At 70.1% G+C, this 23,821-nt stretch carries 24 protein-coding genes; 14 read left to right on the top strand and 10 right to left on the bottom strand.

Annotated features, from left to right (window positions below; genetic code table 11):
• Window positions 1-37 precede the first annotated feature (37 nt).
• The gene (accD, locus tag AC2SGK_RS00465) at window positions 38-1,009 is read right to left on the bottom strand and encodes an acetyl-CoA carboxylase, carboxyltransferase subunit beta (protein WP_488321647.1); all 972 of its coding nucleotides are present in this window, start codon (window positions 1,007-1,009) and stop codon (window positions 38-40) included.
• An 88-nt stretch (window positions 1,010-1,097) separates the two neighbouring features.
• Between accD and cls the strand changes: the two genes are divergently transcribed.
• The 7 genes from cls to AC2SGK_RS00500 all read left to right on the top strand — a co-directional run bounded on the left by cls (window position 1,098) and on the right by AC2SGK_RS00500 (window position 8,068).
• Window positions 1,098-2,525, top strand: coding sequence for a cardiolipin synthase (gene cls / locus AC2SGK_RS00470; protein ID WP_488321648.1), 1,428 nt, complete (start codon window positions 1,098-1,100; stop codon window positions 2,523-2,525).
• 28 nt (window positions 2,526-2,553) lie between these two features.
• Window positions 2,554-2,832: a 4a-hydroxytetrahydrobiopterin dehydratase gene (locus AC2SGK_RS00475; protein WP_488321649.1), complete on the top strand. Its 279-nt coding sequence runs from the start codon at window positions 2,554-2,556 to the stop codon at window positions 2,830-2,832.
• Window positions 2,833-2,964: 132 nt separating this feature from the next.
• Window positions 2,965-3,750: a DUF6478 family protein gene (locus AC2SGK_RS00480; protein ID WP_488321650.1), complete on the top strand. Its 786-nt coding sequence runs from the start codon at window positions 2,965-2,967 to the stop codon at window positions 3,748-3,750.
• Between the two features lie 10 nt (window positions 3,751-3,760).
• Window positions 3,761-4,156, top strand: coding sequence for a hypothetical protein (locus tag AC2SGK_RS00485; protein WP_488321651.1), 396 nt, complete (start codon window positions 3,761-3,763; stop codon window positions 4,154-4,156).
• 122 nt (window positions 4,157-4,278) lie between these two features.
• Window positions 4,279-5,373, top strand: coding sequence for a carboxynorspermidine decarboxylase (locus AC2SGK_RS00490; protein WP_488321879.1), 1,095 nt, complete (start codon window positions 4,279-4,281; stop codon window positions 5,371-5,373).
• A gap of 35 nt (window positions 5,374-5,408) precedes the next feature.
• Window positions 5,409-6,635 (top strand): saccharopine dehydrogenase family protein, encoded by a 1,227-nt coding sequence (locus AC2SGK_RS00495; RefSeq protein ID WP_488321652.1) that lies wholly within the window; start codon window positions 5,409-5,411, stop codon window positions 6,633-6,635.
• Between the two features lie 245 nt (window positions 6,636-6,880).
• Window positions 6,881-8,068, top strand: coding sequence for an AI-2E family transporter (locus AC2SGK_RS00500; RefSeq protein ID WP_488321653.1), 1,188 nt, complete (start codon window positions 6,881-6,883; stop codon window positions 8,066-8,068).
• Window positions 8,069-8,074: 6 nt separating this feature from the next.
• Here the strand turns inward: AC2SGK_RS00500 and AC2SGK_RS00505 are convergent, their stop codons facing one another.
• Window positions 8,075-8,506, bottom strand: coding sequence for a pore-forming ESAT-6 family protein (locus AC2SGK_RS00505; RefSeq protein ID WP_488321654.1), 432 nt, complete (start codon window positions 8,504-8,506; stop codon window positions 8,075-8,077).
• 344 nt (window positions 8,507-8,850) lie between these two features.
• Between AC2SGK_RS00505 and AC2SGK_RS00510 the strand changes: the two genes are divergently transcribed.
• Window positions 8,851-9,468 carry a hypothetical protein gene (locus tag AC2SGK_RS00510; RefSeq protein ID WP_488321655.1) on the top strand — a complete coding sequence of 206 codons (618 nt, stop codon included), beginning with the start codon at window positions 8,851-8,853 and terminating at the stop codon, window positions 9,466-9,468.
• A 10-nt stretch (window positions 9,469-9,478) separates the two neighbouring features.
• On the opposite strand, the gene AC2SGK_RS00515 is transcribed toward AC2SGK_RS00510, so the two are convergent.
• Genes AC2SGK_RS00515 through AC2SGK_RS00535 form a run of 5 tightly spaced genes read right to left on the bottom strand, consistent with a single transcriptional unit; the run spans window position 9,479 to window position 13,618 of the window.
• Entirely contained in the window at window positions 9,479-9,964 is a 486-nt protein-coding gene (locus tag AC2SGK_RS00515) for a MarR family winged helix-turn-helix transcriptional regulator (protein ID WP_488321656.1), read from the bottom strand.
• Window positions 9,965-10,017: 53 nt separating this feature from the next.
• Entirely contained in the window at window positions 10,018-11,028 is a 1,011-nt protein-coding gene (locus AC2SGK_RS00520; protein WP_488321657.1) for a YeiH family protein, read from the bottom strand.
• A gap of 36 nt (window positions 11,029-11,064) precedes the next feature.
• Window positions 11,065-11,571, bottom strand: coding sequence for a flavin reductase family protein (locus AC2SGK_RS00525; RefSeq protein WP_488321658.1), 507 nt, complete (start codon window positions 11,569-11,571; stop codon window positions 11,065-11,067).
• Window positions 11,568-12,458 carry an aldo/keto reductase gene (locus AC2SGK_RS00530; RefSeq protein WP_488321880.1) on the bottom strand — a complete coding sequence of 297 codons (891 nt, stop codon included), beginning with the start codon at window positions 12,456-12,458 and terminating at the stop codon, window positions 11,568-11,570. Before AC2SGK_RS00530 ends, AC2SGK_RS00525 begins: the two co-directional genes overlap by 4 nt.
• A 5-nt stretch (window positions 12,459-12,463) precedes the next feature.
• Complete coding sequence (locus tag AC2SGK_RS00535; RefSeq protein WP_488321659.1) at window positions 12,464-13,618, bottom strand: LLM class flavin-dependent oxidoreductase; 1,155 nt, start codon at window positions 13,616-13,618, stop codon at window positions 12,464-12,466.
• 88 nt (window positions 13,619-13,706) lie between these two features.
• Between AC2SGK_RS00535 and AC2SGK_RS00540 the strand changes: the two genes are divergently transcribed.
• The 5 genes from AC2SGK_RS00540 to AC2SGK_RS00560 all read left to right on the top strand — a co-directional run bounded on the left by AC2SGK_RS00540 (window position 13,707) and on the right by AC2SGK_RS00560 (window position 18,120).
• The gene (locus AC2SGK_RS00540) at window positions 13,707-14,447 is read left to right on the top strand and encodes a GntR family transcriptional regulator (RefSeq protein WP_488321881.1); all 741 of its coding nucleotides are present in this window, start codon (window positions 13,707-13,709) and stop codon (window positions 14,445-14,447) included.
• A 9-nt stretch (window positions 14,448-14,456) separates the two neighbouring features.
• Window positions 14,457-15,563 (top strand): Gfo/Idh/MocA family protein, encoded by a 1,107-nt coding sequence (locus tag AC2SGK_RS00545; RefSeq protein WP_488321660.1) that lies wholly within the window; start codon window positions 14,457-14,459, stop codon window positions 15,561-15,563.
• 91 nt (window positions 15,564-15,654) lie between these two features.
• Window positions 15,655-16,809 (top strand): cytochrome b/b6 domain-containing protein, encoded by a 1,155-nt coding sequence (locus AC2SGK_RS00550; protein ID WP_488321661.1) that lies wholly within the window; start codon window positions 15,655-15,657, stop codon window positions 16,807-16,809.
• Between the two features lie 107 nt (window positions 16,810-16,916).
• On the top strand, window positions 16,917-17,492 hold the full coding sequence (locus AC2SGK_RS00555) for a YceI family protein (RefSeq protein ID WP_488321882.1): 576 nt from the start codon (window positions 16,917-16,919) through the stop codon (window positions 17,490-17,492).
• A gap of 229 nt (window positions 17,493-17,721) precedes the next feature.
• A complete protein-coding gene (locus AC2SGK_RS00560; protein WP_488321662.1) occupies window positions 17,722-18,120 on the top strand; it encodes a hypothetical protein in 399 nt (132 codons plus the stop codon).
• A 5-nt stretch (window positions 18,121-18,125) separates the two neighbouring features.
• Here the strand turns inward: AC2SGK_RS00560 and AC2SGK_RS00565 are convergent, their stop codons facing one another.
• Window positions 18,126-19,784: an NAD+ synthase gene (locus AC2SGK_RS00565; protein ID WP_488321663.1), complete on the bottom strand. Its 1,659-nt coding sequence runs from the start codon at window positions 19,782-19,784 to the stop codon at window positions 18,126-18,128.
• Between the two features lie 122 nt (window positions 19,785-19,906).
• On the opposite strand from AC2SGK_RS00565, the gene AC2SGK_RS00570 reads away from it, so the two are divergent.
• The gene (locus AC2SGK_RS00570) at window positions 19,907-21,343 is read left to right on the top strand and encodes an MORN repeat-containing protein (RefSeq protein WP_488321664.1); all 1,437 of its coding nucleotides are present in this window, start codon (window positions 19,907-19,909) and stop codon (window positions 21,341-21,343) included.
• A gap of 6 nt (window positions 21,344-21,349) precedes the next feature.
• On the opposite strand, the gene AC2SGK_RS00575 is transcribed toward AC2SGK_RS00570, so the two are convergent.
• Entirely contained in the window at window positions 21,350-22,417 is a 1,068-nt protein-coding gene (locus AC2SGK_RS00575) for a YcjF family protein (RefSeq protein ID WP_488321665.1), read from the bottom strand.
• On the bottom strand, window positions 22,414-23,781 hold the full coding sequence (locus AC2SGK_RS00580; RefSeq protein WP_488321666.1) for a YcjX family GTP-binding protein: 1,368 nt from the start codon (window positions 23,779-23,781) through the stop codon (window positions 22,414-22,416). The genes AC2SGK_RS00575 and AC2SGK_RS00580 overlap by 4 nt, the downstream gene beginning before the upstream one ends.
• Window positions 23,782-23,821: the final 40 nt, after the last annotated feature.

Here is a 23,821-nt window from a genome sequence, read left to right on the forward strand (position 1 = left end):
CCGGACCCCCGGAGCGCCGACGCGGGTCAGGAGGGGCTTATTCCGCCGGGGTCGGCGTGGCGGCCTTGGGCGCCGCCAGCGGGGTCGCGGCCGCCGGGGCGGGGGCCGCGGGCGCCGGGGCGGGGGCCGCGGGCGCGGGCAGGTCCGCGCGCGTCGCGGTCGGCAGGCCGCCCAGCATGCGCAGCACGCCGATCAGCTCGTCGCGCAGCGCCTTGCGGTGGGTCACCCGGTCCAGCATGCCGTGCTCCAGCAGGTATTCGGCCCGCTGGAAGCCCTCGGGCAGCTTCTCGCGGATGGTCTGCTCGATCACGCGGGGACCGGCAAAGCAGATCAGCGCGTTCGGCTCGGCGATCTGGATGTCGCCCAGCATAGCATAGCTGGCCGTGACGCCGCCGGTGGTCGGATGGGTCAGCACGACGATGTAGGGCAGGCGCGCCTCGCGCAGCATCTCCACCGCGACGGTGGTGCGGGGCATCTGCATCAGCGACAGGATGCCCTCCTGCATGCGTGCCCCCCCCGCGGCGGAGAACAGGACCAGCGGCTTGCCCGACTGGACCGCGCGTTCGGCGGCCGCTACGATGGCGTTGCCCACATACATGCCCATCGACCCGCCCATGAAGCTGAAGTCCTGGGCGGCGGCGACGATGGGGGTGCGGCCGATCTCGCCCTCGGCGACCAGCATGGCCTCCTTCTCGCCGGTGGATTTCTGCGCGGCCTTCATCCGGTCGGGATACTTCTTCTGGTCGCGGAACTGCAGCGGGTCGGCGATGGGATCGGGAACCTTCACCTCGACGAAGGCGCCGCCGTCGAACAGCGCGGCAAAGCGGTCGCGCGGCGTGATCGCCATGTGGTGGTCGCAGGTCGTGCAGACGTTCAGGTTGTCCGACAGTTCGCGATGGAACAGCATCGTCCCGCATTCCGGGCATTTGGTCCACAGGTTCTCGGGGACCTCGCGCCGCGAGAAGAGCGAATTGATGCGCGGGCGGACATAGTTCGTGATCCAGTTCATCGCGAATGGCCTTGGCTGTTTCAGGCCCCCAGATAGGCCGCGACGGGGGGAATTGCAATTGCCGGGGGGCGCGCGGATGATGCGGGCCATGTGGGCCACGCTGTTCTTCCTGACGCATACGACGCTGTCGCTGGTGATCATCGCCCGCGTGCTGATGCGTCCGCGCATCGAACCCTCGGTCCGGCTGGCCTGGATCATGGTGGTCGAGGCGGTGCCGCTGCTGGGGATCCTGGCCTATCTGCTGTTCGGCGAGGTCCGCATGAGCCAAGCCGAGGTGCAGCGCATGGCCGACGTACGCGACCGCCTAACCGGGCGCGACCCGGGCCTGCCGATGGTGCGGCCCGACCGCGACGATCCGGCCGGGCCGGTGATCGCGGCCAACGCCTCGGTCGGCGGCATGGAGGCCCGGGCGGGCAACGTGCTGAGCCTGCTGGAGGAGAGCGACGGGGCCATCGACGATCTGGTCGCGGCCATCGACGGGGCGCAGGGTCACGTCCACGTGCTGTTCTACATCTGGCTGCCCGATGCCAGCGGCACCAAGATCGCCGAGGCGCTGATGCGCGCCGAGGATCGCGGCGTGCAGTGCCGGGTGATCGTCGACGCGCTCGGCTCGCGGCTCCTGGTGCGCTCGGCGCTGTGGGACCGCATGGCGCAGGCGGGGGTGGAATGCGTGACGGCCTTTCCCTGGGGCCTGCCCTTCATCAGCGTGCTGTTCCAGCGGCTGGACCTGCGCAACCACCGCAAGATCCTGGTGATCGACAACCGGCTGGCCTTCACCGGCAGCCGCAACTGCGCCGACATGGCGTTCCGCATCAAGGCGCGCTTCGCGCCCTGGGTGGACATCCTCGTCTCGGTGCGCGGCCCGGCGGTGCGCCAGCTGCAGGCGGTCTTCCTCGCCGACTGGATGAGCTATACCGGCCGCGACCTGGGCCCGATGCTGCAGCCGGTCGCGCCCCAGGCCGATCCGGGGATCGTGGCGCAGGTGGTGGCGACCGGCCCCGACCTGCGCGCGGGCAGCGTCAGCGACTGCCTGTCGGCGATGCTGCATGCCGCGCGCGACCGGGTGGTCATCACCACGCCTTACTATGTGCCCGACGATGCGCTGGACGCGGCGATCCGGGCGGCGGCGCGGCGCGGGGTGCAGGTGACGATGATCCTGCCCGCGCGCAACGACAGCCTGATCGTCGGCGCGACCAGCGAGGGGTTCTACTATGGCCTCCTGGCCGCGGGGGTGCGGCTGGTGCTGTTCCAGGGGGGGCTGCTGCATTCCAAGATACTGACCGTGGACGGGCGCATGGCCATGATCGGCAGCGCGAACCTGGACCGGCGCAGCTTCGAGCTGAACTACGAGGTCAACATGGCCGTCTTCGACCCCGAATTCGTGGCGGCGCTGGACGCGCGGCAGGCCAGCTATGTCGAGCGGGCGCGTGCGCTGAGCCTGGAGGAGGTGCGCGCCTGGTCGGCGCTGCGGCGCATCCGCAACAACGCCTGCGCGCTGGCCTCTCCCCTGCTGTGACGTGACATCCATGAAAGGAGCCACCCCCATGACCGAGGACGAGATCGCCCGCCATCTGGACGCCCTGACCGGCTGGACCCTGTCGGAGGATGGGCGCGCCATCACCCGCCGCTTTGCCTTCAAGGGCTTTGCCGGCGCGGTCGAGATGGCCAACCTGGCCGCCTGGCTGGGCAACCGCGAGGGGCACCATCCCGACATCGCCTTCGGCTGGGGCTATTGCGCGGTGAGCTTCAGTACCCATGACGCGGCCGGGCTGACGGAGGCCGATTTCCGCTGCGCCGCGCGGCTGGACGCGCTGACGGCCTGATCGGCAGGCTTGTCCGACGCGGACCTGCGGTCTATCCATGAAACGAACCCAACGGGCTGAACCGAATCACGAATCGTCGCCTTGTCCCGAAGAAGACCGTGCCGCGGCGCGCATCCATCCAGGCCGGGCATCATGGCGCGGCCTGATCGCGGCTGGCTGGCGCGCCGCATCCGCGCCAGTGCCGCCCGGCAATGGGCGCGGATCCTGCGCCGCACGCGCCAGCAGCCCGGGCCGCTGCCTCAGTCCCTGAGGGACGAGGCCGACGCCCTGCATCGCGACCTGTCGCAGGTGATCCGCCTGGCGGATGCGCGGTCCCTGGGCCCGCGCGATTCGCTGCAGCGCTTGGACCTGCCCGGGGGCACGGACCGGCGCTGGCGGCCGCAGGTCATGACGGTGCCGATCGCCTCCGCCGCCCTGGTCGCCCCCGACAACGGCCGCTGGCTGTCCGACGAGGTCGCGCTGTTCCACGACTGCCCCGAACGCGCCGTGATCCTGCGCCAGTCGCGCAACCGCCGCGCGACGGACCTGACCGATTACGGCCTGGCGCTGGAGATGATGGGGTTCTCGGGCAGCTTCCTGTCCTTTTCGCTGACCCTGCCCCCCGAGATGCTGGAGGAGCTGGGGACGCATTACATCGTCCGGCTGGCATCGACCCTGCAGGCGGAACGCCCGATCGTCGTCTATGCCCGGCTGAACATCCAGCAGGGCCCGAACACCGAGACCATCCTGCGCCAGATGGGCGACCCGATTGCCGGGCGGAACTGCGACCGGGTGGTGGAATTCGACCTGGGCTATGCCGAGCTGTCGCAGCGGACGGTGGACAAGGCCTGGCTGGACCTGATGTTCGAGGCGCCCTACATGAACGCGGTCGTGCTGCGCGACGTGATCCTGTCGCGCCATCCCCGCGCCCAGATCTGAGGAATCCGCGATGCCGACATTCGACAGCCACGGTCTGAAGGGGGGCGTCTGGCGCGGCCGGCTGACCGGCCCGGACCAGCCACCCGCCCGCGTCCTGCTGATCCAACATGGCGAGGTCCTGGCCGAAGCCCGGCTGACCCCCGACGGCGAGCGTGCCTGGCGGGTCGAGGTCGCGCTGCCCGGATCGGTCCTGTCCGACGGGGTGCAGACGCTGCTGCTGAAGGCGGTCCCCGAGGCGGTCGAAGGCGACGCGACCGATGCGGGCCTTACGCTGGCGCGGCTGTCCCTGATGGCGGGCCGTCCCCTGGACGAGGACATGGCCGCCGAGGTCGCGGCCCTGCGCGCTGAGCTGGAGCTGGTCAAGCGCGAGCTGCGCCGCCTGGCGGCCGATCTGCGCGGCGCCTGACGGTTCCGGCTGCCGTCACCGGCGCGTCATGTTTCCTTGCGAAAACCGGGGGGCGTGGCTATATCGCGGCTTCGCGACCGCCCGCCCCTCCCGTGTTCCTTGACGTAAGGTTGACCATGACCCTGCCGCAGACGCCGCATTACCTGATCGACATGGCCCGCCTGCGCGCCAACATGGATAAGGTGGCCCGGCTGCGCGAGGCATCGGGGGCCAAGGCGCTGCTGGCGCTGAAATGCTTTGCCACTTGGTCGGTCTTCGACCTGATGCGTGACTATATGGACGGGACCACGTCATCGTCGCTCTATGAGCTGCGCCTGGGGCATGAGACCTTCGGCAAGGAAACCCACGCCTATTCCGTGGCCTGGGCCGATCACGAGATCGACGAGGCGGTGGGTTACGCCGACAAGATCATCTTCAACAGCCTGTCGCAGCTGGACCGTTTCGGGGCCAAGGCCGCGGGCATCGCGACCGGCCTGCGGCTGAACCCGCGCTTTTCGACCAGCGGCTTCGATCTGGCCGACCCGGCGCGGCCGTTTTCCCGCCTGGGCGAAGGCGACGTGGAGCGGCTGGAATCCGCGCTGGACCGCATCAGCGGCGTGATGATCCACTACAACTGCGAGAACGGCGATTTCGACCTGTTCGACCGCCAGCTGACCCGCATCGAGACCGAGTTCGGCGCCATCCTGAAGCGCCTGGATTGGGTGTCCCTGGGCGGCGGCATCCACTTCACCGGCGAGGGCTATCCGCTGGACCGGCTGGCCGACCGGCTGAAGGCCTTCCAGGACCGCTTCGGCGTGCAGGCCTATCTGGAGCCCGGAGAGGCCAGCATCACGAACACCACCACGCTGGAGGTCAGCGTCCTGGACATCATCGACACCGGCAAGCCCGTGGCGATCGTGGACAGCTCGACCGAGGCGCATATGCTGGACCTGCTGATCTATCGCCAGGACGCCCGCCTGCCGCAGGAGGGCGATCACCGCTACCAGATCGCGGGCAAGACCTGTCTGGCGGGCGACATCTTCGGAGAGGCGGGCTTCGAGAGGCCCCTGCGGATCGGCGATCGGGTCAGCATCCAGGATGCGGCCGGATACACGATGGTCAAGAAGAACTGGTTCAACGGCGTCGCCATGCCCGCCATCGCGCGCCGCGAGGAGGACGGAACGATCCGCACCGTCCGCAGCTTCGGTTACGACGAATACAAAGGCAGCCTGTCCTGAGGCCACCCATCCTCTGCCACCTGAAGGAGACAGAATTGGCGAAGAAGAACGTGCTCATCATCGGTGCGGGCGGCGTGGCCCAGGTCACGGCCCACAAGGTCGCGCAATGGGCGGCCGAGTTCGGCGACCTGCACATCGCGAACCGCACCCAGGCCAAGGCCGACGCGATCATCGAGAGCCTGCGCGAGAAGGGCCATGACATGGCCTGGACCAGCCACGCGCTGGACGCGATGGACGCGGACGCGGTCGAGGCGCTGATCCGGCAGGTGGATGCGGGCATCGTCATCAATGTGGGCACGGCCTTCATCAACATGACCGTCCTTGAGGGCTGCATCCGCGCGGGCGCGGCCTATATCGACACGGCCATCCACGAGGACCCGGCCAAGATCTGCGAGACGCCGCCCTGGTACGGCAACTACGAATGGAAGCGCCGCGAGGACGTGGCGAAGGCCGGCATCACCGCCGTCCTGGGCGCGGGCTTCGATCCGGGCGTGGTCAACGCCTATGCGCGCCTGGCCGAGGACGAGTATTTCGACAAGATCGACAGCATCGACATCGTGGACATCAACGCAGGATCGCACGGCCGCTGGTTCGCCACGAATTTCGACCCCGAGATCAATTTCCGCGAGTTCACCGGCACGGTCTATTCCTGGCAGCAGGGCGCCTGGCAGGAGAACCGCATGTTCGAGGTCGGCCGCGAATGGGACCTGCCCGTCGTGGGCAAGCGCACCGCCTATCTTTCGGGCCATGACGAGGTCCACAGCCTGTCGGCCCGCTATCCCGATGCGGACGTGCGGTTCTGGATGGGGTTCGGAGAGCATTACATCAACGTCTTCACCGTCCTGCAGAAGCTGGGCCTGCTGTCGGAGCAGCCGGTGACGCTGGCCGACGGCACCGACGTCGTGCCGCTGAAGGTGGTCAAGGCCGTGCTGCCCGACCCGGCCAGCCTCGCCCCCGACTATGAGGGCAAGACCTGCATCGGCGATCTGGTCCGCGGCACCTGCGACGGCAGGCCGGCCGAGGTCTTCATCTACAACGTCGCCGACCACAAGGAGGCCTTCGAGGAGGTCGGCAGCCAGGGCATCAGCTATACCGCGGGCGTGCCCCCGGTCGCGGCGGCGATCCTGATCGCGCGCGGTCCGTGGGACGTGAAGGCCATGGCCAACGTCGAGGACCTGCCCGCGCGCCCCTTCCTGGAGCTGCTGGGAGAGATGGGCCTGCCCACCCGCGTCATCGACGCGCGCGGCGACAACCCGATATGACCCGTCCGCGCTGAACCGATACGTCCGATTTCGGGCGTTCCCGCGACGGCGGCCCGGAACATCCGGGCCGCCGTTCGCGTTTGCACGCCGAATGGGCATCGTCGCGTCGCAGGACGCGCCATGGCCGGGCGCATGCCGGGGAGCAGCGTCGATCAGGACGGATCAGTCGGGGGATATGGGGCATGCCGGGTTCGCAGGGGCATATGTTTCCACGCTTTGCCTAGAAGGAGAACAGCAAGGTTCCGGTGCTGGCGAACTGGGCGGTGATCGGGATTTTCTTGATCGTGTCCTTTTCGGCCATCGCGGCGGGTCGCAACTTCCTGATGCCCGTAACCATGGCGATGCTGCTGTTCTTCGTCTTCACGCCGTTGCGGCGGCTGGCGGAACGGCGCGGCGTTCCGGATGCGGCCACCGCGGCGGGGATCACGCTGTCGATCCTGCTGGTCGTGGCGGTAATCGGCTACGCCGCCAGCGGTCCGCTGAGCCGGGCGATGGGCAACATGCCCATCATCAGCGCGCAGCTAGAGCAGAAGTTCGACAATGTTCGCGACAGTCTCAGTGACCTGCGCGACGCGGCCCGCCAGATCGATGAGGTCCAGAGTGCCGAGCCCGAGGAGGGCGCACGTCCCGCGATCCGCGTCGAGCCGCAGGGCCAGACCACCCTCGGCATGGTGGTGCAGATGGCGCCCCTGCTGATCGGGCAGGTGCTGTTCACGCTGATCCTGCTGTTCTTCCTGATCGCGTCGGGGGACCTTCTGTACCTGAAGATCGTGCAGAGCTTTGACCGCATGCGCGACAAGCGCGGCGCCTATCTGGCGCTGCGCCAGATCGAGGATTCGCTTGGCAACTATCTGGGCGCCATCACCATCATCAATGCGGGGCTGGGCCTGGCGGTCGGGCTGACCATGTGGGCCTGGGGCATGCCGGGGCCGCTTCTGTTCGGGATCGGGGCGTTCCTGCTGAACTTCATCCCCTATCTGGGCGCGATCCTGGGCGTGACCATGTCGGCCATCGTGGCGCTGGTGGTGATGCCCGGCGTTTTCTGGCCCGCGATGGTGTCGGGGTCCTATCTGGCGTTGACCTCGCTGGAGGGGCAGATCATCACGCCCTATTTCGTGTCGCGCCGGTTGCAGATGAACACCGTGGTGGTGTTTCTGGGCGTGGCATTGTGGGCGTGGCTCTGGTCGGTGATCGGAATGATCATCGCGGTGCCGGTCCTGGTCGTGGTGCGGGTGCTGTGCGACCACGTTCCGGGATGGGAAAAGTTCGGCAACTTCCTGGCGGGCGACACGCCCCCCGCCCTGACAGATGAGGACGAGGACGAGGCCCGCGAACTGGTCGAGACCGGCGCGCAGGCCGAAGACAACGAAACGGCGCGGCTGGTGACCGCGCCGCTGGTCGCGGATGAGCCGGGGCCGCAGGAGCGGCCCTAGCGCGGATCAGCCTACGGGCAGGGTCGGGGCGATCTCGTTCACGGCGGCCTCGATCTGCTGGCAGGTGGCCTCGACGGTGCTGCCGCGGGTCTCGACGGCCTCGGACAGGGTCACCTCGGTGCCGCCGATCGACACGGTCCCTTCGGCGCCCTTCGCCTCGGCCGCGTCGCCGGTTGCGGCGTCGCCCTCGGGCAGCAGCGCGACCAGCCGGCCTTGCGCCTCGACCGCCTCGGGGCCGCTGAAGCCCTGCTCCTGACAGTATTGCAGGATGCCCAGCTGATTGCGGGCGGCCTCGTAGGTCGCGGCCGGATCGGCAGGGGCGGTCGCGGCCGGAGCCTCGGGGGCGGCGGGTGCCGCAGCCGGGGCGGGCGCGTCCTGGGCGAGCGTCGCGAGGGGCAGAAGGCCCAGGCCGGCGGCCATGGTCAGGGTGCGGATCATGTCTTTTCCTTTCACGTCTGTCGCGCAGCCCGGCCCGATGACCGGGACGCGTCGCCGATGACATTAGGGTGGCGCGGCCCGGATGGCCCGACCTTGCGCGCGGTCACGCGGCTTTCCGGCAAGCTGTTGCCGGAACGGCGTGCCGTGATCGGCGCGAAGGCGCGGGTTCCGCCCCGGCGTCGCCCGCGCCCAGGTTCGGCGCGCACGTTCGCTTGACCGGCGGGGCGGCGGTCATGACGGCGTCGTGATTGAACCGTCCGATCCCGGCCCGGTTGATCCCCCAGATGGCGGGCAGAACCGCACGATGACCGAGGACAGACGACGTAACCGAACAGGAGCTTCCGATGACCAACCCGATCAATGCGCTGAAGATGGGTGGCAAGGCCGCCGTGCTGGCCGCCCTGATGGCGGGCACGGCCTACGCCCAGACCGCGACCCCGCCCGCCGAACTGACCACCATGGACGAGGTCCAGTTCCCGACGCTGCAGGGAACCGACACCGACGAGCAGGTGATCACCGCCCTGACGGAGCAGGGCTATGAGAACGTCGTCGTGACCCGCGCCGACGACACGCTGGTCGTCACCGGCGAGCGTGGCGGCCTGCCGACCGAGATGGTCTTCAACGCCGCCGACGGCACGCTGGTGCTGGTCGATGGCGTGGAGCCGGCCGCCCCGGCCACGACCGGCATGGGCACGGCGGATGCCGCGACCACCGACACCGCTGCCACCACCGACGCGGTTCCCGCGACCGACGGCGACGAGCCGCCGAGCGAGACGCCCGCCTCCAGCGACTTCAGCGGTCAGGACCAGGCTCCGCTGGACACGCCGACCGCATCGGTCGAGGGCGATGACGTCGACCCGGTGAACGAGACCATCCCCGCCGAGGCCGCGATCCCCGCGCCCGAGGGCGGCGAGGCCGGCCAGAGCGCCGATGGCGGCGCCGAGACCGACGGCGAGGGCTGATCCTCAGGGATCACCGATCAGCGGGGCTGGGCCATGTGTCCGGCCCCGTTTCGTTGCCTGCCCCCTGATCGGCCGCCTCGGGATCGCGCGACAGCCGGTCCAGCGCGGCCAGGGTCGTGGCGGCATCGGGGCCCAGTTCGGCCATCAGCCGCGCCTGGAACGCCTCGGCCAGCACCGTCAGGCGGTCCATCAGCGCGCGCCCCTCGGGCGTCAGTTCCAGCGCGACCAGGCGGCGGTCGCCCGCATCGACCGACTTGCGCAGCAGGCCCGCCCGGTCCAGCCGGGTGGCGGCGCGGCTGACGACCGACTTGTCCAGGCTGACGCGGTCGTGGATGTCGCGCACGCTGACCGCGCCCGAATGGTTCAGATGCGCCAGAACGCGCCATTCCGGCACGCTGAGCCCTTCGTCGGCATAGAGCCGCGCCAGCCTGCGGCTGACCTGCTGGGCCGCGACCGTCAGTCGATAGGGCAGGAATTCGTCCAGATGAAAGGCCATCGTCCCTCCTTGCCGGACCAGATGGCCCGAAAGCGGGGCCGGGGACAACGCCCCTAGACCAGGCCCCACAGCAGCGGCACCGCGATCAGCACCGCCAGCGTGGCCGTCTGCACCAGAAGCATGCCGATGGCCGCGGCGCCGACCTGCGCCATGCGGGCCAGCGCGGTCTTCATGCCGACCGCCGCCACCGCCGCGACCAGCAGCGCCCGCGACAGCACGGACGCCGCCTCGCCCACCGCCTGCGGCACCAGATGCGCCGAATTCAGCGCCGCCAGCACCAGGAAGGCCACCACGAAGCCCGGCAGCAGGGGCGGGCGGGCCTCTCCGGCGGGGCTGGCGCGGCGCAGGGCCAGCGCCGCGATCAGCACCACGGGCGCCAGGAGCGTCACGCGGATCAGCTTGACCACCGTGGCCACGTCGCCGGTATCCTCGGAGACGGAATAGCCCGCGCCCACGACCTGGGCCACGTCATGGATGGTCGCGCCCAGGAACAGCCCCGTCTGATGCGCATCGAGGCCCAGCCCCGCGGCCAGCATCGGATAGGCGATCATCGCCACGGTGGACATCACCGTGACGGTTATGACGGTGAAGGACAGGTCGCGCTCGGCCTGCGCGCGGGCGGGCAGGACCGAGGCGATGGCCATGGCGGCCGAGGCGCCGCAGATCGCCACCGACCCCCCGGTCAGCAGGGCGAAGGCGCGGTCCTGGCCCAGCCTGCGCGCCAGCGCGACCGAGCCCAGGATCACCGTCGCCACCGATCCCGCGACCAGCGCCACGAAGGGCCAGCCGATCGCGGCGACCATGTCCAGCGACACCCGCAGCCCCAAGAGAGCCACCCCGGTGCGCAGCAGGCCGCGCGCGGCAAAGTCGATGCCGGGGGCGGCGCGGTCGTCCTCGGTCAGGAAATGCAGCGGCATGCCCAGCAGGATCGCCATCAGCATGACCGGGGCGCCGTAATGGCCCGACAGGAACTGCGCGGCCATGGCGACGGTCACCGCCAGCATCAGGCCGGGCGCCAGCGCGCGGACGCGCGGGGCCAGGGGCGGGAAAGTCGGCACGGCCACGGGCGGCCCCTCCTTGACGGGTCTGCGGCGCGGCGCTCAGCCGCGGGTGATGCCGGCGATCTGGCCGCCGAAGAAGGCCAGCGGGTCGCCGTCCGAGAGCTGGGCGCGCAGCACGCGGCCCAGCACGATCATGTGGTCGCCCGCCTCGTGCAGGGCATGGGTGGCGCAGTCGAACCTTGCCAGGCAGCGGTCCAGCACCGGCACGCCCTGATCGTTGCGCTGCAGCGGGTGATGGTCCAGCGCGTCGCGGTTGCGCGCCACCGCCCAGGCCAGGTCGGCCTGGTCGCGGGCCAGCACATGGACCGCGAAATGCGCCGCCGCCGCGAAGGTGGCGAAACGGGCGCTGGCGCGCGCGGGCGCCCACATGATCAGCGGCGGCTCCATCGAGATGGAGGAGAAGCTGTTGGCGGTGATGGCGGTGCAGCCCTCGGGCCCGGCCGCGGTGACCAGCGTCACCCCGGTCGCGAAGCGGCCGAACGCGTCGCGCAGCAGCCGCCCGTTCTGCGCGTCGGGGACGAAGCCCTGCGGCCCGGCCGGGGTCATGCGACCTCGCGCCCGAGCGCCGCCTCGTAGAGCTGGAACCACTCGACCCGGCTCAGCTCCACGCGGCAGGCATCGCCGATGCGGGCGATGCGCGACAGCGCGTTGGTGCCCAGCACCGGCAGGATCGTCGCGGGATGGCGCAGCAGGAAGGCCACCGCCACCGCCGCGCGGTCGGTGTCGTGCTGCTCGGCCAGCCGGTCCAGCACCGCCGCCACCGGCCCGTCGCCGGTCATCAGGCTGCCGCCGCCCAGGGGCGACCAGGCCATGACCGGGTCGCGTCGGCGCAGGTGGAAGGCCAGGTCGCCGTCGGTGAAGGAGGACAGCGCCGCCAGCGAGATCTCGATCTGGTTGGTGGCCAGGCGCGTGGTCATGCGGTCCTGCAGCAGCTCCATGTCCCAGGGACGGAAGTTCGACACGCCCACCGCGCGCACCTTGCCCGAGGCGACCAGCGCGTCCAGCGCCGCACCCGTCGCATCCGGGTCCATCAGCGGGTCGGGGCGGTGGATCAGCAGCAGGTCGATCCGGTCGGTGCCCAGATCGCGCAGCGAGTTGTCGACCGAGGCGCGGATATGTTCGGGCGAGGTGTCGTAATGCTTGCAGGGCGCGTCCGCGTATTTGCCGATGGGCGCCACGATGTCGCATTTGGTGACGATCTCGATGCGGTCGCGTAGGCCGGGGGCGGCGCGCAGCGCGTCCCCCAGGATGGCCTCGGCGGTATAGGCGCCATAGATGTCGGCCTGGTCCATCGTGGTGATGCCCTGCTCCAGGCAGGCCTCGATCTTGGCCTGCACATGGGCGGGGGTGGTGTCGGCGTCGTCGCCGATCCGCCACATGCCATAGACCAGCCGCGACAGGGTCACATCCCCCGCCAGTGTCACGCGTTCCATCATCCTCAGCGCCTTTCGCCTGCGGCCAGCGGGGTCGCCGGGGGCTGGTCGGGCACGCGGCCCCAGACCCGGTTCAGCTGGCAGGTGTTCATCTGGGGCAGCACGCGGCTGCCGAAGTGGTCGGCCTCCTCGATATGCGGATATCCCGACAGGATGAAGGCCCGGATGCCCATGCGGCGCAATGTCTCCAGCTTGCTGAGGACCTGGTCGGTCGATCCGACGATGGCCGCGCCGCATCCCGACCGCGCCCGGCCGATGCCGGTCCACAGGTCCGGCTCGATATAGCCCTCCAGGTCGGCCAGCTCGCGGTTGCGGGCCTGGTGGCTGACGCCGAGCGAACCCGCGTCCAGCGCCCGCTCGCGGATCGCGCGGCCCTGTTCGTCGTCCAGCCGGCTGACCAGCTCGCGGGCATATTCGCGGGCCTCGGCCTCGGTGTCGCGCACGATCACATGGGCGCGGAAGCCGTAATCCAGCGTGCGCCCGTGCCGTTCGGCCGCGGCATGGGCGGCGCGCATCCGCTCGGCGATGTCCTCGGTCTTTTCGGGCCACATCAGATAGACGTCGCAATGCTGCCCGCAGAGGTCCAGCGCGTCGGGGCTGTAGCCGCCGAAGTAGAGCATCGGCCCGCCCTGCTGATAGGGGCGCGCCGGGTCGGTGGTCAGTCCGCTGAAATCGTAGACCTGACCCTGATAGTTGATCTCGTCCCGGGTCCAGGCCTGCTTCAGGATCTCGACCACCTCGCGGGACCGCTGATAGCGGTAGGGGCTCGGCTCCTGCTGGCCGGGAAAGTCGCTGCTGATCACGTTCAGCGTCAGCCGGCCCTCCAGCATGTGGTCCAGCGTCGCCACGGTGCGCGCCAGCATGATGGGCTGCATCTCTCCGCAGCGGATCGCGGCCAGCATGTTGATGCGCTCGGTGATGGGCGCGCAGCCCGCCACGAAGGACAGCGTGTCCTGCCCGACCTGGTAGCTGGACGGGCACAGGATGTTGCCGAATCCCTGACGTTCGGCGGTGCGCACGATGTCGCTGCAATGCGCCCAGGACGATCGCAGCGCGCCGTCCGGCACGCCCAGATGGCGATAGTCGTCCGAACAGAGCGCCGCGAACCACGCGACCTCCACGGCGTCCAGATCGGCGGATGTGACGGGGACGACGGTCATGCTTCCCTCCCAGGACGACGGCGGATTTGACCTTGCATAACGCAGCCCATGTTGTAGATCAATGGTGCATCAATTCTGGGGTGTCACCATGGTCGGGGCAGGGGATGACCGCGCGGACGCGCAAGCCGGACAGCGCAGCGACGCGCTGCCCGTCCATCTGCAGATCAGCGAGATGATGATCCGCGAGATCGGCGCGGGGCGTCTGGCCGACGGCCAGCGCCTGCCGCCCGAACGCCGGATGGCCGCCGATCATGGCACCACCGTGCGCACCCTGCGCAAGGCCCTGGCCGAGCTGGAGGCCCAGGGCCTGCTGGAGCGTCGGCAGGGCTCGGGCAACTACATCCGCGCGGGCGCGCCGACGCGGGCGGTCTATTCGATGTTCCGGCTGGAGCATGCGCAGGGCGGCGGCGGGCTGCCGCGGGCGCAGCTGCTGTCGGTCGAGACGCTGGACAAGGATGCCGACCAGCCCGCCTACGGCACCTCGCGCCGGGCGACGCGGTTCCGCCGCCTGCGCTATCTGGACGACACCCCCATCGCGGTCGAGGAGATCTGGCTGGACGGCGGCGCCGGAGAGATCCCGCCGCAGATGGTGCAGGATTCGCTCTATCTGACCTACAAGCGCGCGCTGAAGCTGTGGATCACCCGGGCCGAGGACCGCGTGGGCCTGGGCCGCGTCCCCGATTGGGCGCCGCCCGAATTCGCGCCGCCTCCGGGCAGCGTCACCTCCTTCATCCGGCGGCTGTCCTGGGCGCAGGCCCCGGGCGCTGTCGAGTTCTCGCGCACCTGGTACGACAGCGACCGCGCGCTCTATGTGCAGCGCCTTGTCTGAGGAGAGATCATGACCATTCAGGACAACCGGACGATCACCTATGGCGTGATCGGGTGCGGGATGATGGGGCAGGAGCATCTGCGCAACATCGCGCTGCTGCCCGGCACCGCCATCGGCGCCATCTTCGAACCCGACGCGCGGATGCGCGCGCGCGCGGCAGAACTGGCGCCCGGCGCGCAGATGGTCGACAGCGTCGCGGCGCTTCTGGCGCGGACCGACCTGGACTGCCTGCTGATCGCCAGCCCGAATCACCGCCATGTGGACCAGCTTCAGGCCGTGTCGGCGTCCCGCCCGCTGCCGGTGCTGGTCGAGAAGCCGCTGTTCACCGATCCGCGCGACGCGGCCGCGGTGGCCGATCTGGCCGCGCGCCACGGGGCGCCGATCTGGGTGGCGATGGAATACCGCTACATGCCGCCGGTGGCGCATTGGCTGCGCCACGTCCAGGCCGCGACCGGCGGCATCCGCATGCTGAGCATCCGCGAGCACCGCTATCCGTTCCTGTCCAAAGTCGGTCACTGGAACCGCTTCAACGACCAGACCGGCGGCACCTTCGTCGAGAAATGCTGCCATTTCTTCGACCTGATGCGGCTGGCCGTCGGGGCCGATCCGGTGCGCGTCATGGCCACGGGCGGCCAGGCCGTGAACCACCTGGACGAGCGCCACGAGGGCCGCGTGCCCGACATCTTCGATCACGGCTATGTCGCGGTCGAGTTCGCGAACGGCGTGCGCGCCATGCTGGAGCTGTGCATGTTCGCCGAGGGCGCCCGCTGGCAGGAGGAGATCGCCGCCATGGGGCCGCAGGGCAAGATCGAGGCCTTCGTGCCCGGCCCGACCCGCTTCTGGCCCGATCATCTGGGCGCGCCGCCGGTGGCGCAGGTCGTCGTCTCGCCGCGCGATCCCAAGGGGCCGCGCGTGGAGGAGATCCCCGTCGATCCGACCCTGCTGGAGGCGGGCGACCACAACGGCTCGACCTTCTATCAGCACCGCCGGTTCCTGGAGATGGTCCGCGCGGGCAGCACCAGCCCCGAGGTCAGCGTCCAGGACGGCATCTGGGCCGTGCGCATGGGCCTGGCCGCGCAGCAGGCCATGACCGAGGGCCGCGTCGTCGAATTGTGACCGCCCGCACAGGCGTTGTGCGGCCAGACCAGTGCCGCGCCGCCGCAATCCGCGCTATCAGGGACGGGAAACCGCAGCGAAGGCCCGTCCCATGCGAACCAACACCACCACCAGCTATGGCAGCGTCGCGCGCGGCCTGCACTGGCTGACCGCCCTGATCATCCTGTCCAACATCGCCCTGGGCCTCTGGGCCGAGCGCATCCCGCTGGAGCAGATGGCGCTCAAGGTGCAGGTCTTCTCGCTGCACAAGACGCTTGGCGTCGCGGCGCTGGTCGTGGCGCTGGCGCGCATCGCATGGGCGCTGAGCCAGACCCGCCCCGCGCCCGTCCATCCCGAACGCCGGCTGGAGACCCTGCTGGCCGAGGCCGTGCACTGGACGCTCTACGGGTCGATGGTGCTGGTCCCGGTGACGGGCTGGATCGAACATGCCGCGACCGACGGTTTCGCGCCGATCCTGTGGCCCCTGGGCCAGGGGCTGCCGCTGGTCCCGAAATCGCCCGTCCTGGCCATGGTCATGGCCGAGGTGCATCACGTCTTCGCCTTCCTGCTGATCGGGTCGGTGGTCCTGCATGTCGCGGGCGCCATCAAGCATGCGGTGATCGACCGCGACGGCGTTCTGGGGCGCATGACGCGGGGCCTGCCCGCCGGGCGCGGCATCGTCGCGCGCCACGCGCTGCCGGCGCTGGTGGCGGTGGCGGTCTTCGGGGCGGGCGCGGCCTATGCGCTGGCCACCGCCCCGCGCGAGACGGCGCCCGCGGCGGTGCTGGAGCAGGCGGCCTCCGAATGGCGGGTGACCGAGGGCGATCTGGGCTTTGCGGTGCGCCAGATGGGATCGACCGTGGAGGGCGGCTTCTCGGACTGGACCGCGGCCATCGATTTCGACCCCGAGACCGGCGCGGGCGCGGTCACGGTCACCATCAACATGGACAGCGTCACCATCGGCACCGTCACCGACCAGGCCAAGGGCGCGGCCTTCTTCGACGTGGCGGCCCACCCGACCGCCGTCTTCGAGGGGACGATCCGCCCCGAGGGCGAGGGCTATGTCGCCGAAGGCCCGCTGCGCCTGCGCGACCAGACGATGCCCGTGACCCTGCCGTTCCAGCTGACCATCGCCGACGGCGTGGCGCAGATGCAGGGCCAGGCGGTGATGGATCGCCGCGACTGGCAGGTCGGGGCCGATTATGCCGACGAAAGCACGGTCGGCTTTCAGGTGGACCTGACCGTGGCGCTGACCGCCACACGCTGATCCCACGCAGATGTGCACAGGATGACAGGTCCTGTTCGCCCATCGCCAGTTGCCTCAGGGACCGCTTCCAAGGATGGTGCGGCCATACCCAACGGAGTTTCCCGATGCTGAAGACCACCGCCCTGACCGCCGCCTTCGCCCTGGTCGCCGGAGCCGCCCTTGCCGAGCCGCAGGCCTACAGCCTGGACACCTCGCACAGCCAGATCGTGTTCGACTACAGCCACCTGGGCTTCTCGACCACGACTGGCATGTTCGGCGACATCACCGGCACGATCATGTTCGACGCCGAGGACCCGGCCGCATCCTCGGTCGAGGCGAGCTTCCCCGTCGCGTCGCTGATGACCGGCTTTGCGGGCCGTGACGAGCATTTCCTGTCGCCCGACTTCTTCGGCGCCGAGGGTGCCGCCCCCGAGGTGACCTTCAAGTCCACCGGCATCGAGGTCACCGGCGACACCACCGCGCTGATCACGGGCGATCTGACCCTGAACGGCGTCACCAAGGAGGTCGTGCTGGACACCACGCTGAACCAGCAGGGCACCCACCCGATGGAGAACAAGCCCTGGCTGGGCTTCGACGCGACCACGACCCTGCTGCGCAGCGACTTCAACGCCGGCATGTTCGCCCCCGCCGTGTCGGACGAGGTCGAGGTCCGCATCTCGGTCGAGGCGATGCCCGCCGAATAAGGCCGCGCCGCACGGCGACCCGTCAGGTCCGCGATCCGTCGCGGGCCTTTTTCATGTTCTGCCCGGTTTCGGGCAGAGGCAGGCCGGACCTGCCGATCGGAAAAACTTGAGGGGAAATCCCCCGCTTTCAGGGGGATCGGCCCGATGCGGGGACTTGACCCGTGGCGGGACTGAGGCAGACTTGATCCATCGGACCGGCGGTTCGGTCCGAGTTGTCGGAACGTTCACGATGGACAGCTATCTCTCTGCCGCACGCGACCTGGTGGTCGAGGGCATGCGCGAAAGCCGGATCGCGCTGTCCCCAGACCTTGAGTTTCACCTGGCCGCGACGCTGGCGCGCTACATGCACCGGCCCCTGCGTCCCGATCAGCTGACGCTGCGCCTGATGGACGCCGCGCGGGGGCGGGCACCCCGCTCCGAATCGCGGCGCATCGGCGACGACTGCCTGATTTCCTGCGCCTTCTTCGAGGCCCGGCTGACCCGGCATGGCGGCACGATCGTGCATTACGCGGGGCTGGGCCAGACCGCCTATGCGGTGGCGGGCATGACCGAGGTGGCCGAGGGCTTCCCCGAAATGCTGGACGTGCTGCAGGCCAGCCGCCCCGCGCCGCCCTGCCGCCTGATCTGAGGCCCCTACAGCCGGTCGCGCCAGCGGTTCACCAGCGGATAGCGCCGGTCCAGCCAGAAGGCGCGGGTCGAGATGCGCGGCCCGGGCGCTGCCTGATACCGCTTCCATTCGCTGACATAGAGCAGCCGTTCGACCTGCCGCACCGTATCCGCGTCGAACCCCCGCGCGACCAGATCGGCCAGCGACAGGTCCTGTTCCACCAGCCCGTCCAGGATCGCGTCCAGCACCTCATAGGGCGGCAGGCGGTCGTCGTCGCGCTGGTCGGGGCGCAGTTCGGCCGAGGGCGGCTTGGTGATGATCCGCTGCGGGATCACCTCTCCGGGCGCGCCCATCATCCAGTCGCGATGGTTGGCGTTCCGCCAGCGGCAGGTCTCGAACACCCGCGTCTTGTAGAGGTCCTTGATCGGGTTATAGCCGCCCGCCATGTCGCCATAGATCGTGGCGTAGCCCACCGCGACCTCGGACTTGTTGCCGGTGGTCAGCAGCATCTCGTTGAACTTGTTGGACAGCGCCATCAGCATCACGCCGCGCAGGCGGGACTGGATGTTCTCCTCGGTGATGTCGGGGCTGGTGCCCTCCATCAGATGCGCCAGCGCATCCCCCACCGCGTCGCGCGCCCCGTCGATGCGCACGGTGTCCAGCCGCGCGCCAAGCCGCGTCGCACAATCGGCCGCGTCCTCCAGGCTGGCCTGCGAGGTATATTCCGACGGCAGCATCACGCAGCGCACGTTCTCCGCCCCGATCGCGTCGCAGGCGATGGTCGCGACCAGCGCGCTGTCGATGCCGCCCGACATGCCCAGCAGAACCTTGCGGAAGCCCGACTTCCTCAGATAGTCGCGCAGGCCCAGCATCATCGCGTGGTAATCCTGCTCCCACGCGTCGGGCTGCGGCGCCATCAGGCCCGGTTCGGCGCGCCAGCCGTCGGGGCCACGGGTGAAATCGACATGCACCACCGCCTCCTGAAAGGCGGGCAGCTGCACGACCTTGTGGCCGCCGGGGTTCAGCACGAAGCTGGCCCCGTCATAGATCTGGTCGTCTTGTCCGCCGACCATGTTCACATAGACCAGGGGCAGGCCCGTCTCGACCACGCGGCCGACCATGTGGCCCATGCGCAGGTCCAGCTTGTCGCGGTGATAGGGGCTGCCGTTCGGCACGACCAAGATCTCGGCCCCGGTCTCGGCCAGGGTCTCGGCCACGTCCGGGTACCAGCTGTCCTCGCAGATCGGGCTGCCGATGCGGGCCGTGCCCACCGGATAGGGGCCGCTGATCGGGCCGCTGTCGAAAAGACGCAACTCGTCGAACAGCTGCTTGTAGGGCAGGTGGTGCTTCAGCACGCGCGCGACCAGCGCCCCGTCCCGGAACACCCACCACGCGTTGTAGAGCCGCCCGCCGTCGCGCCACGGCCCGCCGATGCCGATGGCCGGGCCGCCCGTCAGCGACGTGCCAAGCGCCATGATCGCGTCCTCGGCCTGGGCGGTGAAGGCGGGCTTCAGGACCAGGTCCTGTGTCTGATAGCCGGTGATGAACATCTCGGGCAAAGCCAGCATGTCGGCGCCGGCGTCGCGGGCCTGGTTCCAGGCATCGCGGGCGCGGGCGGCGTTGCCCTCCAGATCGCCCACGGTGGCGTTCAGCTGGCCGATGGTCAGGCGGAAACGGTCGGTCATGCTGGCTCTCCTGTGGCGTGCGACCGGGATAGCGGATCGGGGCCGAGAGGAAAAGTCGGGCTTTGCGCCGGGCGGCCTTCCGGGGTAAACCTGCGGCAAAACACCGTAAGGGGCGACAGGCGATGAAAGCGGCAATCGGTACGGTTCTGGCATGGGCGATCCTGGCGGGCCCGCTGGCGGCGCAGGTCGTCACCAAGCAGTACGACGATGGCGGCGTCTACGAGGGCACCTTCCGCAACGGGCTGCAGCACGGCCAGGGCAGCTATGTCCTGCCCAACGGCTATCGCTATGAGGGGGACTGGGTCGAAGGCCAGATCATGGGCCAGGGCCGGGCCGAGTTTCCCAACGGCTCGGTCTACGAGGGCCAGTTCGCGCGCGGCAAGCCGCATGGTCAGGGCAAGATCACCTATGCCGATGGCGGCACCTACGAGGGGGCCTGGGTCGAGGGCGAGATCACCGGAGAGGGCGTCGCCCGCTATGCCAACGGATCGGTCTATGAGGGGCAGTTCGCGCGCGGCCTGCACCAGGGGCGGGGTGTGCTGACCCAGGCCAACGGATACCGCTACGAGGGCGACTGGAACGCGGGCGTCAAGGAGGGGCAGGGCAAGATCACCTATCCCGACGGCGCCACCTACGAGGGGGCGATGCTGGCCGGGCAGCGGGCCGGTCAGGGCAAGCTGGTGATGGCCGACGGGCTGACCTACGAGGGGGTCTGGGCGGCGGGCCAGATGTCGGGCACGGGCGTCCTGGTCCAGCCCACGGGCGACCGCTACGAGGGTCAGCTGGAGGCCGGGCGCCGTCAGGGCAGGGGCGTCGCGACCTATGCCAACGGCGACGTCTATGACGGCGACTTCGCCGATGACCGCCGCCACGGGCAGGGCACCTTCACCGGCGCGGACGGCTATGTCTATGTCGGCGAATGGGCGCAGGGGCGCATGGAGGGCCGGGGCCAGATCACCTATCCCGACGGGTCGGTCTATCTGGGCCAGATGCGCGCCGACCGCCCCGACGGCACCGGCAAGATCACCTATGCCGACGGATCGACCTATGAGGGGCAGTGGTCCGAGGGCGTCATCCAAGGCGACGGCCGCGCCACCTATGCCAATGGCATGGTCTATGAGGGGGGCTTCCGCAACGCCCGCAATCACGGGCAGGGGCGGATGTCCTATCCCGACGGCTATGTCTATTCCGGGGCCTGGAAGGACGGGCAGCGCCATGGCGACGGGCAGGCCACCTATCCCGACGGCACGGTCTATACCGGCAGCTTCGTCAACGGGCTGCGCGAGGGGCAGGGCCGCCTGACCACGCCGGACGGGTTCCTCTACGAGGGCGGCTGGAAGGCCGGAGAGATCGACGGCACGGGCGTCGCGACCTATGCCAATGGCGACCGCTATGAGGGCACCTTCGCGGCGGGCAAGCGTCAGGGGCAGGGCGTCATGCGCTATGCCACGGGCCAGGTCGCGTCGGGCGAATGGCAGGACAACCGCCTGATCGAGGCCGATGCCGCCGCCCCGGACACCCCCACGGAAACCCCGGACCTGCCCGCCGAGGCGCCCTGAGGCCCGTCAGGGCCGGTCGTCGCTGCCGAAAAGGCCGGTCACCGCGCGGCTGACCAGGTTGCCGACCTTGGGGCGCGGCTGCGCCAGGAAGGGCAGCGGGCGACAGACCTCCATCGCGGCGATGCCCACCCGCGCGGTCAGCGCGCCGTTCACCAGCCCCTCGCCAAAGCGGCGCGACAGTTTCGACAGGATGCCGCCGCCGGCCATCGTCTGGACCAGATCGTCGCCCGCCGCCACCGCCCCCGTGGCGATCAGATGCGTCATCACCGTGCGCGCCAGCCGCCAGCCGCCGACCGCGCCCGCGCGCCCGCCATAGATCTCCGCCATGCGGCGGATCATGCGCAGGTTCGCGGCCAGCGCCGCCGCCACATCGGCCAGGGCCAGCGGCACCAGCGCGGTGGTCGCGGCGACGGTGCGCACCGCGGCCTCGATCTCGCGCCGCGCCTGCTGGTCCAGGCCGGCCAGCAGCTCGGCCTCGGCCAGGGTCAGCAGGGCGCGGGGATCGAAGGTCTCGGCCCGGCGGTCGGCCAGGCGCTGGCGCTGCCATTCCATCTCGGGGCGTTTCGCATAGAGCGCGACCAGCCCGTCGGTGACCGCGCGGGCCTGGTCCAGCCCCTCCTCGGCCAGCGCGGCGCCGGCCTGCCGCTGCAGCGCGTCGATGCGCGCCATGCGCCGCCACGCCCGCCATTCGCGCAGCGCCATGCCCAAGGCCGCCAGCGTGAACAGCGTGAACAGCCCCACCGCCACCCAGCCCAGCAGCGGATAGCGCGTCAGCAGCCCGTTGATGAAATCCAGCGCCGCCACGCCCAGGAGGAAGGTGAACAAAGCCGCCCCCGCATTGACGAAAAGCCGCGTCAGCCGCGAGGGCGGGCGCCCGACCAGCCGCGTGACCATCTGCATGGTGCGCGGCTGCGGCAGGGGGGCTTCGCCGGCGTCGATCACCGGTGCGTCGGCGGGGCTGGGGGCCGCGTCGGGGCGCGCTTCGTGCTGGGCCGGGCGGGTGCGGGCAGCGGCGGGGCCGTCCTCCAGCGTCATCAGGATCGGGCCGCGCGGGCGCTTCGGGGCATCGGTCACAGGCGGTCTCCGATCAGGAATTCGGCGGCGCGGTCCAGCCGGATATGGGGCGGCCCGTCGCCGGGCCGGGTCGTCAGGGGGGCGGGGGCAAAGTTCATGATCGCGTAATCCGCATCCAGCCAGGCATGCGCCCCCTGCCGCGCCGGATTCAGCAGCGCCGAGGGGTCGGCCGGAAGCTCTCCGGGATAGAAGGCCGCCTGACGCCCGTCGATCAGCCGGCCGCGCACGGCGGGCAGGTCGCCGTCGGGCTGGGCGATGACGTCCTCGGTCGTAGCGCGCAGGGCGGCGATGGCCATGGCCTCGGTCCGGGCGCCCTGGAAATCGGCGCGGTCGCGCGCCTCGCGCAGCATCGCGGACAGGATCGCGGTCAGGCGGTTGTGCTGGATGTGGTGCAGGTGGTCGGCCTTGGTCGCGGCAAACAGGATGCGCTCGACCCGCCGCGTGCCCAAGAGCTGGCCCAGCCAGCCCGCGCGACCGGGGCGGAAGGCCGACAGGATGTCGGCCATGGCGCGGCGCATGTCCTCGACCGCGCGGGGGCCCTGATGGATCGCGCCCAGCACGTCGACCAGCACCACCTGCCGGTCGATCCGGGCGAAATGGTCGCGGAAGAAGGGCCGCACCACGCGCGATTTGTAGGCGTCGAAGCGGCGGCGGAACTCGCGCCCCAGACGGGTGGCCTGCAGGTCGGGGGGCAGGGGGGCAAAGGTCAGCGCGGGCGATCCGGCCAGCTCTCCGGGGATCAGGAAGCGGCCGGGGGTGCAGTCCGACCAGCCCGCATCGCGTGCCTCGTTCAGATGAACGGTATAGATGTCGGCCAGATCCTGGGCCATGGGTTCGGTGAAGGCGTCGTTTCGCGGCAGGCCCGCCAGCGCTGCCAGGAAGCGGTCCGCGCCGGGACGGTCGGCGATGCGTTCCAGCACCTCGGCCGACCATTGGGCAAAGTCGCGCTCCATCAGGCGCAGGTCCAGCAGCCATTCGCCGGGATAGTCCACGATGTCCAGATGCAGGTTCCGGCTGCCGCGCAGCCCCAGGAACCCGCCGCCCTCCAGCCGCAGCGACAGGCGCAGCTGGCTGACATGGCGGGTGCCGTCGGGCCAATGCGGCGAAGGCCCGGTCAGCGCCGCCAGATGGCGCTCGAAGTCAAAACGCGGGATCGTGTCGTCGGGCTGGGGTTGCAGCCACACGGCCTTCAGCCTCCCATCGGCTGCCGCGCGCAGGGCCTGCATGCGCCCACGCTCCAGCAGGTTCGCCACCAGAGCGGTGATGAACACCGTCTTGCCCGCCCGGCTGAGGCCCGTCACCCCGATGCGCACGACCGGGTCGCCCAGGCCCAGCCCCTCCATCACGTCGCTGCCGATGCCCATTGTCGCCCTTTGGTCCGTTGTCTGGTTGAACGCATTGGGC

The organism is Paracoccus sp. NIOT.M2S5SZ12, assembly GCF_057748165.1.